Source organism: Actinophytocola sp. (assembly GCF_036378875.1).
Classification (GTDB): Bacteria; Actinomycetota; Actinomycetes; order Mycobacteriales; family Pseudonocardiaceae; genus Actinophytocola.
This window is the reverse complement of the sequence record NZ_DASUVO010000081.1, coordinates 63771-79819: the sequence shown is the minus strand read 5'-3', so window position 1 is coordinate 79819 and position 16049 is coordinate 63771. Positions and strand designations below refer to the sequence as shown.

Genomic DNA, 16049 nt, shown 5'->3' with positions numbered 1-16049 from the left:
TCCAGTCCCTCGGCCCGATCGGCCTCCAGCAGCTCCGCGAGCTTTCGCTGCCGGTCCTCCTCGGAAGATCCGTGCCAGTCGAGGAAGGTCACCGGCACCTCGACCTCGCCGTGGACCAGTTGCAACGGCTCGTCAACGCCTTCCCAGACAATCCCGCTGCGCAGGATCGGGGTGGCGTCGGCGACATGCTGGAACGCACGGGCGAGCACGCTTGAGTCGGGTACGCCGTCCAGCACGAAGGTCGCCTGCTCGAAGTAGACGCCCTGGTCCTGCTGGGACACTCCGTGGAACACCATGCCGGCCTGCATCGGCGTCAGGGGATAGGCGTCCTCGACGGAACGCCCGTCACCCACCAGCGCGTCTACTGTGGACTGTTCGAGTTTCGCCAGCGGGAAGTCCGACGGGGTGCGGCCACCCGCGTCCGGCGCGGCGCAGTGCTCGATGATGTTCAGCAGTGCTGCCACCAGCTGCTCGGCCAGAACGTGGACCGTGGCCTCGGCATGGACGTTCTCCGAGTAGTACCACGTGAACTCCAGCCGCTTGTTCTCGACACTGCCCACGATGTCGAGCAGGTGGCCGCGAGCGGCGTCGTCGCTGATGTCGGATCCGAGGCCGCCCAGCATCTCGTGGAACAGGCCCTTGCCGAGGCTGGTCCAGTCGAACTGGCCGAGGTAGTTGAAACTGACCGCCGGCAGGGAGGTTCCCGCCGGGCCTTCGCCGTCGGCGAGGTAGCGCAGCGCGCCGTAGCCCACACCGCGCCGCGGTGTCGAGCGCAACCTCTCCTTGGTCACCTTCAGCAGCGAACCCCAGTCGTCCGAACCAACGTCCAACACGACCGGGAACATGGTCGTGAACCACCCCACGGTGCGGGACAGGTCCACGCCCGTCAGCACGTCCTCGCGGCCGTGCCCTTCGAGGTCAACCACGACCCGGTCGCGCCAGGTCCACCGTCCCAACACCTGACCCAACGCCGCCAACAACACATCGTTGATCTGCGTCCGGTACACGCCGGGAACGTCCTGCAGCAACGCCGCGGTCTCCTCGGCGCTCAGGCCCAACGACACCGACCGCGTCGAGGCAGCCGTGTTGGGACCGGCATAGTCCACCGGCAACCCGAGATCGCTCTGGCTCGTGACGTCTGCCCAGTACGTCAGTTCGTCGTCGAACCCGCCGCCCCGCGTGAACTCGGACAGCCGCAACGCCCAGTCCCGGAACGCGGTCGTCTTCTGCTCGAGCACGGCGGTGTCGCCGCGAGCCACCTGCTGGTAGGCCGTGTCAAGGTCCTCGAGCAGGATCCGCCACGACACGCCATCGACGACGAGGTGATGCACGGCCAGCAACAACACGGGCCGCCGACTACCACCGAAGTCGAACAGCACTGCCTTGAGCAATGGCCCCCAGGCGAGGTCGAAGCTCGTGTGCACCGCTGCCGCTACCGATGCGATCGCCGCATCCGACCTGCCACCATCCACACCGGACAGGCCATGCACCGTGAGCAGCTCGGCCTGCTCTGCCTGGGAATTGTGCTGTGTCCACTGGTCGTCGACCTCGTAGAACCGCATCCGCAGTGCGTCATGGTGGGCGACCACCGCGGCCAGCGCACCGCGCAAGGCATCCCTGCTCAGTCCGCCGCGCAGCTCGACCAGCACCGACTGGTCGAAGTGATCGGGGTGATCGGGATTGGTCTCGAAGTACCAGTGTTGGATCGGGGTCAGCGGCACGTGGCCGGTCACCAAGCCCTGGTCGATCGTCTCGGTGACGACCTCGCTGACGCTGGCCGCCAGCACCGCGATGGTGAGGTAGCGGAACAGGTCTCGCGGTGTCATGCCGAAGCCGGCCTTGCGCGCTCGGGAGACGACCTGGATGCTCAGGATCGAGTCGCCGCCCAGCTCGAAGAAGTCGTCCTCGACGCTGACCCGGTCCAACCCGAGAACCTCGGCCCAGATCCTCGCCAGCTCCGCCTCGGCGTCGTTGCGCGGCGCCACGTGCCTTTCCGGCGTGCCTTGGAAGTCCGGCGCGGGTAGCGCGTCTCGGTCGAGCTTTCCGTTGCGGGTCAACGGCAGTTCGTCCAGGACCACGAAAGCCGAGGGGATCATGTAGTCGGGCAGCAGCACGCCCGCCTCCCGCCGCAGCTCCTCGGTGTCGATACCGTCCTCTGTGGCGGGTACGAGGTAGGCCACGAGCCGCTTGACGCCGGATCGGCCCTGGCGTACGACGACCACGGCTTTGCCGATGGCATCGTGTCCGACCAGCGCGGCCTGGATCTCGCCCAGCTCGACCCGGAAACCCCTGATCTTGACCTGGTCGTCGACCCGGCCGACGAACTCCACGTTCCCGTCAACCGTCCACCGCGCCACGTCACCGGTTCGGTACATCCGACCCCCGGCCGGGCCGAACGGGTCGGCGACGAAGGACTCGGCGGTCAGCCCGGGACGATCCAGGTATCCCCGAGTGACGCCGGTGCCGGCGATGAACAACTCCCCCGGGGCGCCGATGGGCACCGGCCCGAAGCCACCGTCCAGCACGTACACCCGGATGCCGTCCAGTGGGCGCCCGATGGGCACCAGGTCCGGCACCATGCTCGGCACGCGATAGGCGGTCGCGAACGTGGTCGTCTCGGTGGGGCCGTAGCCATCGACGACCACCAGCCCAGGACAGGCGTCGAGCACCCGGCGTACCGCGTCGGCGGGAACGACGTCCCCACCGGTCCACACCTCGCGCACGCCCGTGAAGCACGACGGATCATCATGTGCCATCACCGGGAACAGCCCCGCCGTCAGCCACACCGCCGTCACGCCGTGGCGGGAAACCGCCCCACGCAACACGTCGGCGTCCACATCGCCCTCGGGCGCCACGACGATCCGGCCACCGGCGAGCAGCGGAACCCAGACCTCGTACGTCGACGCGTCGAAGGCCGCCGCCGAGTGCAGCAACACCCGACTGTGCGCACCGCCCGCGAACCGGCGATCCCCGGCAAGGCCGACGACGTCGTGATGGGACACCGCCACGCCCTTCGGCACCCCGGAGGACCCCGACGTGAACATCACGTACGCCAGGGCGTCCGGATCGACCGTCACGGCGAGAGGCGCCGCCGGCTCGTCGTCGAGGTCGGTGGTGAGGATGACGGATCCGTTGTGTACCAACGACGCGGTCTCCTGCCACGCCTGGTCTGTGATGAGAATCGAGGCAGCGGCCTCGGTCAGGATCGCCCGCATTCGATCGACTGGCGCGCGTAGGTCCACCGGGACATACGCTCCACCGACCTTCAGTACCGCCAACTCGGCGACAACGACATCGACGGACCGCTCCATCAGCAGACCTACGCGCAGCTCCTGGGTAACCCCGAGCCGCGCCAGCCGGTGAGCCAGTCGGTTCGACAACGCGTCCAGCTCCGCGTAGGTCAGTGACCTGTCATCCGACACCACCGCAACCGCGTCCGGCGTACGAGTCACCTGGACGGCGAACACCTCCGGCACGTTCGCCGGCGCGGTCCCGTGGCCGGTGTCGTTCCACTCGACCAACACCCGGTGCCGCTCTGCCGGCGACACCGCGCCGAACTCGCGCACATCTCTGTCGGAGTCGGTGGCCATGCTCGACAACAGGGCTTCGAGGTTCGCCGCCATCCGGCCGACCGTGGTGACGTCGAACAACGTCGGGTCGTAGTCGAGCCGAACGGACAGTTCGCCATGAGGACTCACCACGACGGTGAGCGGGTAGTTGGTCGGTTCCTCGTCCTGCGACTTCACCAGACCGATTCCGTGCGTTGCCGCGTCCTGCGGGTTGAACGGGTAGTTCTCGAACACCACGATGCTGTCGAAGAGGTTCGTGCCGCACCACTTCTGGAGCTGGGCCAGTGACACGAAGTCGAAGCGCCGCGACTCCGCCTGGCCGGCCTGGAGGTCACGCAGCCACGGGATCAGCTTCTTCGCACCCCGCACGTCCAGTCGCGTCGGCACCGTGTTGATGAACATGCCCACCATGGGCTCGACGCCGGGCAGTTCGGCGGGCCGGCCCGAGACCGTCGTCCCGAACACGACCTCCCGCTGCCCGCTGTACGCCGACAGCAGCATGCCCCACGCCCCCTGAACCACCGTGCTCAACGTCAGACCGTTCCGCTGCGCCACGGCACGCAGGCGCGTGGACTCCTCGGTCGACAACGTCATGCGCACGGTCTTCGACGACCGGGTCTGGTGTTCCTCGCCGCGTGGGCGGTCGTAGGGCAACGGGGTGATGGCGCTGACATCGCCGAGAACGGCCCGCCAGTAGGCCTGTGCCTCGTCGAGGTCCCGTTCGGACAGCCACTCGATGTAGTCGCTGAACGGGCGCCTGGCCGGTAGTTCCGGCGGGCGGTCGGCGACGATCGCCGCGTACTGCTCGCACACCTCCGCGAACACCTGGGCGGCGCTCCACCCGTCGAGCAACACATGGTGGAAGGTCCATACCAACAGGACCTCGTCGGCGGAGGTCGTGATCACGGTCAGGCGCATCAGCGGTGACTCGGCGAGGTCCAGTCCCTGGTCACGGTCGTCAGCGAGCACGCGGGCCAGTTCGCGCTCCCGCCGCACCAGTGTCCACTGTGTCCAGTCGCGGTACCGAACCGGCAGTTCCACGTCTCGCCGGACGACCTGCAGGGGTTCGGCGAACCCCTCCCACAGCACGCTGCTGCGCAGGATCGGGGTGCGGTCGACGACCCGTTGCCAGGCGGCTCCCATGGCTCGCGGGTCGGCGACACCGGAGAGCTGAAGGCGCACCTGGTTGAAGTAGGCGCCCGAGCCGGTGTCCATCAGACTGTGGAACACCATGCCGGCCTGCATCGGGGTCAGGGGGTAGACGTCCTCGACAGAACGTCCGTCACCCGCCAACTGGTCCACAGCGGACTGATCGAGTCCGGCCAGCGGGAAGTCGGACGGGGTACGGCCACCTGCTCCCGGTGTCGCGCAGTACTCGATGATCTCGCGCAGTGCGTGGAGCAGGCCATGGGCCAACTGCCGAACGGTCGCCTCGTGGTGCCGGTTCTTCGAGTAGTACCAGGTGAACTCGAGTGTTCCGTGCTCTACTCTGCCCACCACGTCGAGCACGTGTGGTCGGGCTGCCTCCGGCCCCTCCGATCCGCCGACGCCGCCGCGAATCTCGTGGAACACGCTGTCGCCGCTGGTCGTCCAGTCGAACTGGCCGAGGTAGTTGAAGCTGATCTGCGGTGGTCCCCCGGCGACAGCGGTGCCCGCGAGATGACGGAGGGCACCGTAACCAAGGCCACGTCCGGGAACCGCGCGTAGCTGTTCCTTGACGGCCTTCAGCGCCGAACCCCAGTCACCCGATCCGGCGTTGAGCGCCACCGGGAACATGGTCGTGAACCACCCGACCGTGCGGGACAGGTCCACGTCGTCGAACAGCTCCTCACGACCGTGTCCCTCGAGGTCGACGAGCACCCGGTCACGGCCGGTCCACTCGGACAGCACCCGGGCCAACGCACTCAGCAGGACGTCGTTGACCTGCGTGCGATAAACGGCGGGAACGTCCTGCAGCAACGCCCTGGTCTCGTCGCCCTCGAGCCGCACCACGACCTCGCGCGTCGACCCGCTCGTGTTGTCGCCGTGGTCGTCGGTCGGTAGCGCGGGTTCGGCGTCCGCCGTCACCGTTGCCCAGTACGCCAGCTCGCCGGAGAACCCGCCACCGAGCGCGTGTTCGGTCAGGTGCGACGCCCAGTCCCGGAACGATGTCGTCTTCGGCCGTAGGGCAACCTTGCGGTAGGCGCTGTCGAGGTCCTCCAGCAGGATGCGCCAGGACACGCCGTCCACCACGAGATGGTGCACCGCGAGGAAGAGCAGGGGCCGTTCACCGGCGCCGGACTCGAACAACGCCGCCCGGAGCAACGGCCCCTGGCTCAGGTCGAAACTCCGGTGGATCTCAGCGATCGTCTCGTCCATAGTGGACGGATCGCGGACCTGGAGGACCTCCACCTGGTCTACCGGAGCGTTGTGCTGTGTCCACCGACCGCCGGCCACGTCGAACCGCATCCGCAGCGCGTCGTGGTGGGCGATCACCGCGGCCAGCGCATCACGCAGCGCGCCGTGCTCGACGATGTGCTCCAGCTCGGTGAGGACCGACTGGTTGAAGTGCTCGGGGTGCACGGTCTGGGTCTCGAAGAACCAGTGCTGGATCGGGGTCAACGGCACATTCCCGGTGACCGGACCCTGGTCGACGGCCTTCACCTCGGTGTTGACGCCGCTCACGGCCAGCGTCGCCACGGTCGGATGCCGGAACAGGTCCCTCGGCAGCACGTTCAGACCGGCCTGGCGCGCACGGGACGCCACCTGGATGCTGAGGATGGAGTCACCGCCCAGCTCGAAGAAGTCGTCCTCGACGCCCACTCGTTCCACCCGGAGGACCTCGGCGAAGATCCTCGCCAACTCGGTCTCCGCGGCATCGCGGGGCGCCACGTTCCCGGCGCTCGCCAGTGCGGCCCAGTCGACCTCGGGCAGTGCGCGGTGATCGAGCTTGCCGTTGACGTTCAGCGGCAACCGGTCCAGCAGTACGAACACCGAGGGCACCATGTAGTCGGGCAGCGTGGCGCTCAGGAACTCCCGCAACACGCGGGTCTCGAGTACCGACCCTGGCGAGGGCACGACGTAGGCGACCAGCCGCTTGCGGCCAGTCGGGTCGCCGGGCACGACCATGACGGTGTCGGCCACATCGGGGTGGCACAGCAGCGCGGCCTCGATCTCACCTGGTTCGATCCGGAACCCGCGGATCTTCACCTGATCGTCCGTCCGCCCGACGAACTCCAGTTCGCCGTCCGTGGTCCACTCGACCACGTCACCCGTGCGGTACATCCGTTCACCAGCAGCGGCGAACGGGCAGGCCATGAACCGGTCCGCCGTCAGGCCCGGCTGGTCCAGGTAGCCGCGGGCCAGCCCGGCGCCGGCGATGTACAGCTCTCCCGGCGCACCGATCGGCACTGGCCGCAACACGTCGTCGAGCACGTACACGCGCATGTTGTCCAGCGGTCGCCCGATCGGCACCATGTCGGGCACCGTGTCCGCGCCGACCATGCTGCGCTGCGTGGCGAACGTGGTCGTCTCCGTCGGCCCGTAGACATCGACCACGACCAGGCCCGGACAGGCGGCCGCCACCCGCCGAAGCGCGGTTGCCGGCACGACCTCGCCGCCGGTCCACACCTCGTGCGCGCCGTTCAGGCTCTCCGGTCCGTCCTGGGCCACCATCCGGAACAACCCGGAGGTGAGGAACATCCCGGTCACCCCGTGTTCGCGGATCATGCGCCGCAGCACGTCGGCGTCCACGTCGCCCGGCGGTGCGAGCACGACGCGGCCGCCGCCCAGCAACGGCACCCACAACTCGTAGGTCGAGGCGTCGAAGGCCAGCGGTGAGTGCAGCAGCACGCACTCGTGCCCGCCGGTGCGGAACCGGCGGTCCCGGGCGAAGGTGACCACGTCCCGTTGACGTGCCACCACGCCCTTCGGGGTCCCGGTCGACCCCGACGTGTACATGACGTACGCGGGGTTGTCCGGATCGATGACGACGTCGGGTTGGTCGACCGGTTCCTCGGACAGCGACCTGTCACCATCCACCACGATGCGGTGTCCACTGTGGATCTCATCCCCGGCGTGCTTCCACCGTGTGTCCACCAGCAGCACCGAAACGCCGGCCAGCATGGCACGCATCCGGTCGGCGGGGGCCCGCACGTCCACCGGAACGTACGCCCCGCCCGCCTTGGCCACGGCCAGCTCGGCGACCACGACGTCGATCGACCGCTCCATCAGCACACCGACGAGACCTTCCGCCCGCACGCCAAGGCCGATCAACCGATGCGCCAGCTGGTTCGCCCGCGAGTCCAGGTCGGCGTAGCTCAGTGAGCCCGTGTCCGAGGTCAGGGCGGTCGCCTGTGGGGTGCGCCGAACCTGCTCGGCGAACAGGCCCGAGATCGTGGCCGGCGGCAGTGCGCGGGTGGTGGCGTTCCATTCGACGACCACCCGATGCCGTTCGGCCGCCGTCAACACCGGGAGTTCCGACACCCGACGATCCACGTCGTCGGCGATACCACCCAGCACCAACACGAAATGCTGGACCAGGCGCTCGACCGTGGTCCGGTCGAACAACGCCGGGTCGTAGCCGACGTCGATCGACAGCCGCTGTCCCGGGCTCACCATCACGTTCAGCGGGTAGTTCGTGGTCTCCACAGCGGACAGGTCGCGCAGCCGCAACCCGTGTGAGGCGGCGGCCTCGTCGTCGATGGGGTAGTTCTCCACCACCACGATGCTGTCGAACAGGTTGGCGCGGCCGCCCTTCTGCAGCCGAGCCAGCGAGACGAAGCCGAACCGCTGAGCCTCGGCGAGCCCGGACTGCACGTCTCCCAACCATTCCGGCAGACGCTGGCCCGGGTGAACGTGCACTCTCGTCGGGATGGTGTTGATGAACATGCCGACCATCGAGTCCACGTCGACCAGCTCGGCGGGGCGACCGGAGACCGTCGTCCCGAACACGACGTCTCGTTGGCCGCTGTAGGCCGACAACACCAGCGCCCACGCACCCCGGACGACCGAACTCAACGTCAGGCCGCCCCGCTGCGTCACCGCGCGCAACCGGTCGGTCGTGTCGGCGGGCAGAGTCGTCCCCACGGTTTCGGTGGACTCGGCATGGTGCGCATCCACGGGTTGGCGGTCGTACGGCAATGGTGTTGGTGAGTCGCGGTCCGCGACGATGTCTTGCCAGTACGCCTGTGCCGCGTCGTGGTCCTGTTCGGACAGCCACCGCAGGTAGTCGCGGAACGGCCGGCGGCCCACCGGCTCCGGCTGCTGTCCGTCGGCAAGCGCCGCGTGGGCGGCGAACACGTCCGAGAGGACACCGAAGATGCTCCACCCGTCCAGCAGCACGTGGTGGAAGGTCCAGATCACCTGGACCTCGGTGGCGGACAACCGAGCCAATGCGAGCCGCATCAACGGAGCCGCGCTCAGGTCCAGTCCCTCGGCGCGATCGGCGGCCAGGAAACGGGCGAGTTCCTGCTCGCGATCAGTCTGGGAGAATGCAGTCCAGTCGAGGAAGGTCACCGGAAGGTCGACGTCGCGCCTGACCACCTGTAGGGGTTCGTCCACGCCGTCCCACACGACGTTGCTGCGACAGACCGGATTCTGGTCGACCATGCGTTGGAACGACCGCGCCAGGGTCCTCGGCTCGGAGACCCCGTCGAGCACGAACGTCAGCTGCTGGAAGTAGACGCTCTGGTCGTGCTGGGCGACGCCGTGGAACACCATTCCGCGTTGCGCCGGCGTGAGCGGGTAGACGTCCTCGATCGCACGACCGTCGCCGACCAATAGATCCACAGTGGACTGATCGAGGCGGGCCAGGGGGAAGTCCGACGAGGTGCGTCCGCCCACTCCGGGCAGAGCACAGTGCGCGATGATCTCTCGCAGCGCCGCGACCAAATCCTCGGCCATCGCACGAATCAGGCCCTCGTCATGCACGTTCTCCGAGTAGAACCAGGTGAACTCCAAGGACCGCTTCTCTACCTTGCCGACGATGTCGAGCAGGTGGGTACGAGTCGCTGCGGGGTCCTCGTCCAACGCGAGTCCACTGTGGATTCCACGGTAGATGCCACCATCAGTTACCCAGTCGGCCTGACCGAGGTAGTTGAACCGCACAGGCGACGCGGGAAGGCACGGCAGCCAGTCGGCGAGGTAACGCAGGGCGCCATATCCCAGGCCACGGCGCGGTATCGAACGCAACCCTTCCTTGGCAGCCTTCACCGCCGTGCCCCAGTCGCCGGCCGACGCGTCGAGTGACACCGGGAACATGCTGGTGAACCACCCCACGGTGCGGGACAGATCGACATCCGCCAGCACGTCCTCGCGACCGTGCCCCTCGACATCCACGACGACCCGGTCACGGCCGGTCCACCGACCGAGAACCCGACCCAACGCCGCCAGCAGCACGTCGTTGATCTGCGTCTGGTACACCTCGGGAACGTCCTGCACCAACGCCGTGGTCTCGTCGGCGCTCAACCCCAACGACACCGTCCGGGTCGAGGCGACGACGTCCGGCTCGGCACCGTCCGTCGGCACGAAGGTGTCCCAGTGTGCCTGCTCGTCGTCGAACCCGCCGCCGAGCGTGTGCTCGGTGAGTTTGCGCGACCACTCCTGGAACGAGGTGGTCTTCGGTGGTAGAGCGACGTTCCGGTAGGCGGTGTCGATGTCCTCCAGGAGGATCCGCCACGACACGCCGTCCACCACGAGGTGATGCACGGTCAACAACAACACGGGCCGCTCGCCACCGCCGAACAGCACCGCCTTGAGCAACGGCCCTTTGCCGAGGTCGAAGATCGCGGGTCCGGCGCCGGTCACCTCGGCGTGCTCCCGCACCTCGAGAACGTCCACTTCTTCGGCGACCGCGTTGTGCTGCGACCACTGACCGTCCACGAGGTCGAACCGCATCCGCAGCGCGTCGTGGTGGGCGATCACGGTGTTCAGGGCGCGCCGAAGCGTGTCGTGGTCGACATTGTCGGCCAGCTCCACGGCGAGTGAGTGGTCGAAGTGCTCCGGTCGGGTCGTCCGGGTCTCGAACAGCCAGTGCTGGATCGGTGTCAACGGGACGGGGCCGGCGACCGGCCCCTGGTCGACCTCGGCGGCCGGTGCCTCCGTCACGTGCGGTGCGAGGGAGGCGATGGTCTGGTGGAGGAACAGGTCCCTCGACAGCAGCGTCAGACCCGCTCGGCGCGCCTGGGACACGACCTGGATGCTCAGGATCGAGTCGCCGCCGAGCCCGAAGAAGTTGTCCTGGACGCCAACCCGCTCCAGGCCGAGCACGTCTGCCCAGACCTGGGCGAGCGCACGCTCCACCTCGGTCCTGGGTTCCGTGTAGCCGGTCCGGCCCGCGCCGAAGTCCGGCGCCGGTAGCGCGGCGCGGTCCAACTTCCCGCTCGTGTTGAGCGGGAGTTCGTCGAGGGCGACGAACGCCGACGGGACCATGTAGTCCGGCAGCGTCCGGCCGAGGAACCCGCGCAGGTCGGCGACGTCCAGGGCCGGCGCGACGACGTAGGCGACCAGGCGTTTGTGTCCGGACTCCTCCTGCCGCACCGTCACGACCGCGTCCGCGACGTCACCGTGGCCGAGCAGCGCGGCCTCGATCTCACCCAGCTCGATCCGGAAGCCGCGGATCTTCACCTGGTGGTCCAGGCGTCCGAGGTACTCCAGCTCGCCCGCGACGTTCCAGCGCACCACGTCTCCGGTGCGGTACATCCGCGCCCCCGGCGCACCGAACGGGTCGGCGATGAAGCGGTCCGCGGTCAGGCCCGGCCGGTCCAGGTAACCGCGGGCCAGGCCCCGACCACCCAGGTGAAGCTCGCCGGAGACGCCGACCGGGGTGGGTCGCAGCGACGCGTCGAGCACGTAGGCGGTGGTGTTGGCGATGGGGCACCCGATGGGTGGAGGCTGGCGCTGGTCGCCGCCGTCGGAGTACCAAGCGGCCGCGTACACCGTCGCCTCGGTCGGACCGTAGATGTTGGCGACCCTGCTGCCGGGCAGGGCGGAGTGGATGTCCCGAACCAGCTTCGCTGGCACCGCCTCGCCGGCGAGAACCACGGTGTCCGCGGTCACCGGCAACGCGCCGTGCGCGAGCAGCTGGGTGAAGGCCGAAGGAACTCCGCTGATCAGGCTGACGCGACCGGCCACCTCGCCGAGCGCCAACAGGTCACGCACGATGTGGACGGTTCCACCGACGAACAAGGGGCAGAAGATCTCGAACACCGACACGTCGAAGGTGAGCGAGGTCGACGCCACGACCCGCGACAGGCCGGCCTGACCGAACTCGGCCGTCGCCCAGGCCGCGAGGTCGACCACACTCTGGTGCTCGACGGCGACGCCTTTGGGGCGGCCGGTCGAGCCCGACGTGTAGATCACGTAAGCCGCGTTGGCCGGCGAGAGCGGACGCACCCGGTCGCTGTCCGTCGGATCACCGGTCGGACTCCCCGCGAGTGCGTCGATGACCGTCGGCTCATCGAGGACCAGCTGAGCCACGTCCGTCCGGTCGCTGGCGTCGGTCGTCGTCAGCACCAGCACGGGCCGCGCATCGTCGATGATCAGAGCGAGCCGCTCCGCCGGGTAGGCGAGGTCGATCGGCAGGTAGGCGGCGCCGGCCTTCAGCACCGCCATGGCCGCGACGACGAGATCGGCCGATCGGGGCAGCGTCAACGCCACACATGCCTCAGGACCGACACCCTGGCTGATCAGCAGGTGCGCGAGCCGGTTGGCGCGTTCGTCGACCTCCGCGTAGGTGAGCTGGACGTCGTCGCAGACCACGGCGATGCCCTCCGGCGTCCGCTCCACCTGCGCCTCGAACAGGGCCGGCAACGTCACCACGGGCGCGTACCGTGTGGTGTCGTTCCACTCCACCACCACCCGATGCAGCTCGGCGTCGCTCAGCAGCGGGAGCTGGGCGAGGGGCCGTTCCGGCTCGGCGACGATGCCCTTCAGCAGCACCAGGAGGTGGCCGGTCATCCGCTCCACGGTCGCGGCGTCGAACAGGTCGGTGTTGTACTCGATCGCCACGTCCATCGAGTCGCCACGGGGCCAGAACTCGACGACGAGGTCGAACCTGGCCGACGGGCGCGGCAGGTCGTGCTCGGTGATCCGCAATCCGCCTGCCTCGTGCGGTCGGACCATCGCGGTCTGCAGCACGACCAGGGCCTGGACGAGCGGCGTCCGGCTGGGGTCGCGTTCGGGTCGCAGCTCCTCGACCACGCTGTCGAAGGGCACCTCTCCGTGGGCGAACGCCGCCAGCACGGTTTCGCGGACCGCACCGAGGAACTCGGTGAACGGCTGGGTTGGCTCGACCTGGGAACGCAGGACAAGGGTGTTGACGAAGAACCCGACGACGTTCTCCAGCTCGGCTCTGCCACGACCGGCGACGGCGGTGCCCACCGGGATGTCCTGCTGGTTGCTGTAGCGGGAGAACAGCACCTGCACGGCCGCGGTCAGGGCCATGAAGGCGGTGGCACCGTGCTCATGACTCATCGCCGTCAGCTGCCCGAGCAGTCCGGGCGGCAGGGACGCACGGTGGATGGCGCCGGAGCTGGTCCGCAGCAGCGGGCGGGGCCGGTCGGTCGGGAGTTCGAGCGCCTGGATGCCGGCCAGCTTCTGCCGCCAGTAGTCCAGGTCACGGGCCGTGGTCGAAGTGGACAGCGCAGATCGTTGCCACGCCGCGAAGTCCGCGTACTGGATCGGCAGGTCGGCCAGTGCGGCCGTGCCGCCTCGGGTTTGCGCGGCATACAGCCGGCCGAACTCCGCCACGAGCACGCCGACCGACCAGCCGTCGGTCACGATGTGGTGCTGGCTGAGCATCAGCACGTGGTCGGCGGCCGCGAGCCGCACCAGCACCGCTCGGGTCAGCGGGCCGCGCCCGAGGTCGAACGGCAGGGTCAGCTCGCCGGACAGTTCCTCCCGCAGCACACTGTCCCGCAGCCTGTCGTCCACATTAGACAGATCGACGGTCCGCAGTGGCAGCTCGGCTTCCGCCGCCACGACCTGGACTCCGCGACCGTCCACTGTCTGGAACGTGGTACGCAGCGACTCGTGGCGGGCACTCAGCGCGGTCAGCGCGGCGCGCAACGCGGCGATGTCCAACCGGCCCGACAGGCGGAGTCCGACACCCGTGTTGTATTCCGTTCCCCCACCGGTCAGGTGGTCGAGGAACCACAGCCGCTGCTGTGCGGAGGAAAGGGGTAGGGCACGGTCTCGCCGGACGGGGACGATGTCCGTCGAGTGCTCGGCGGCGGGCAGCAACTCGGCGAGCTCCGCCACGGTGCTGGCGTCGAACACCGCACGCGCGGACAGTTCGACCCCGAAGGTCGTACGCACGCGTGCCAGCACCTGGGCGCTCAGGATCGAGTCGCCGCCGAGGCCGACGAAGCTGTCGTCGACCCCGACCCGCTGCAGACCAAGCACATCAGCCCAGATCCCGGCCAGAACCTGTTCGGTGTCGGATCTTGGTTCCACCTGTGCCGTGCCCGACACGATCGCGGGCGGTTCGGGTAATGCACGTCGATCCAGCTTCCCGTTGGGACTCAACGGCAACCGGTCCAACACCACGAACACGGAAGGAACCATGTGCTGAGGCAGGACCTCGTCAGCCAGTGCCCGGAGATCCCCCGCCAGGCCCTCACCGCCGGCCGGCGCCACCACATAGGCCACCAGTCGTTTGACGCCGGGCTGGTCCTCACGCGCGACGACGACGGCGTCGACGACCAGCGCATGCCGGCGCAGCGCCGTCTCGATCTCACCGGGCTCGATCCGGAACCCGCGGACCTTCACCTGGTGATCTATCCGCCCGAGAAACTCCAACTCCCCCAACGAGTTCCAGCGCACCCGATCCCCGGTCCGATACATCCGGGACCCGGCCGGCCCGAACGGACAGGCCACGAAACGTTCCGCCGTCAGACCCGGTCGACCCAGATAACCTCTGGCCAGTCCCAGGCCCGACACGTACAACTCACCCGCGACACCAACCGGAACCGGACGCAACCTTTCGTCCACGACGTAAACCCTGGTGTTCCAGATCGGCCCGCCGATCGTGGGCTCATCCCCCGGCGACAACGGCTCACTCCACGTCGACACCACCGTGGACTCGGTCGGACCATACGAGTTGACCAACCGCCGGCCCGGCGCCCACCGCGCCACCAACTCCGCCGAACACGCGTCCCCACCGACTGTCAGCATCCGCAAACCCGGTAACTCCGAGCCCTCCGGCACGGTCGCGAGCGCCACCGGGGGCACCAGCGCGTGCGTCACGCCATGGGACGCCACGACATCGGCGAGGTACTCGCCCAGCAACGGCCCGGGCGGTGGGACCACCAACGCCGCTCCCACCGGCAACGACATGCACAGCTCCAACACCGACGCGTCGAAACTCGGCGACGAGAACTGCAACACCCGATCTCCCGGACCCACCCGGTAGTGGTCAGCCTCCGCGGCGGAGAAGCTCGCCAGCCCCTGATGCGGGACCACCACGCCCTTGGGTCGTCCGGTCGAACCGGAGGTGTAGATCACGTACGCGGCATTGGCCAACGTCAAGGGAGTCAACCGATCCGCTTCGGTCGGTCGACGATCCACACCGACAGCGGCCGACAGGTCATCGAGCAGGACACTGTCGACATCGGGCACCACACCGGCGAACTCCGCCGTCGTGATCGCCAACACCGGACGTGAGTCCGCCAGCATGAACGTGATCCGCTCCGCCGGATAGGCGGGATCCACCGGCAGGTAGGCGCCGCCGGCCTTCGTCACAGCCAACTGCGCCGTCACGATGTCCACCGACCGCGGCAGGACCAACGCGACGATCCCCTCCGGCCCGACACCACGCCCGATCAGCACATGCGCCAACCGGTTCGCCCGCGCGTCCAACTCCGCGAAACTCAACGACCCGCCGTCGAACACCACGGCCGGAGCCTCCGGCGTCCGTGCCACCTGCGCTTCGAACAACTCCGGCAAGTTCAGCGCGGGCACGTCCCGAGCAGTGTCGTTCCACGCCAACACAATCTGATCACACTCGTCCATGGTCAGGATGTCGATGCCGCCCAACGGGACAGTCGGGTTGCCGGCGACGAGCTCGAGCACTCGGGCCAGGTGCCCGGCGAACCTTTCCGCCGCGAGGGGATCGAGATCGGCGAGACGCAGTCCCGCGAACGCGGGAGAACCAGCGATCCGACGCGAGACGACCACCACGGCCGGCGGTGAGTCGTGCGGATCTGTTTCGTGCGCCGAGCCGCTTATCTGAGCCAGGAAAGCGGCGAACTCGCGCGTGTCGTCCACTATGGACCGTACCGTCGCGATCGCGTCAGCGGCGGTGTCGGGCCCACCGTCGTCGTCGAACAGCACACCGACTCCGACGTCGCGCTGCCCCGTCCAACGGGACCGCACGATCGCCGTGGCGGCGATGACTATGTCGATCACGTTGGCGTCCAGAAGTTCCGCAAGGCCCGCGGGAACAGGCAGTCCGTACGTCCGTGCCGTCACCGTCTCGTGCGGCAGCGTGTGATGGGCCAT

The 16049-nt window shown here is 68.5% G+C and carries 1 protein-coding gene (only partly in view); it reads right to left on the bottom strand.

The window, feature by feature from the left end; all coding sequences use genetic code 11:
• A protein-coding gene (locus tag VF106_RS23340; protein ID WP_330841932.1) for a non-ribosomal peptide synthetase crosses the window boundary here: on the bottom strand, positions 1-16049 show its 5' portion. The gene continues 2815 nt to the left of window position 1, outside the view; only the first 16049 of its 18864 coding nucleotides appear in the window; its start codon is at positions 16047-16049; the stop codon falls past the left edge of the window.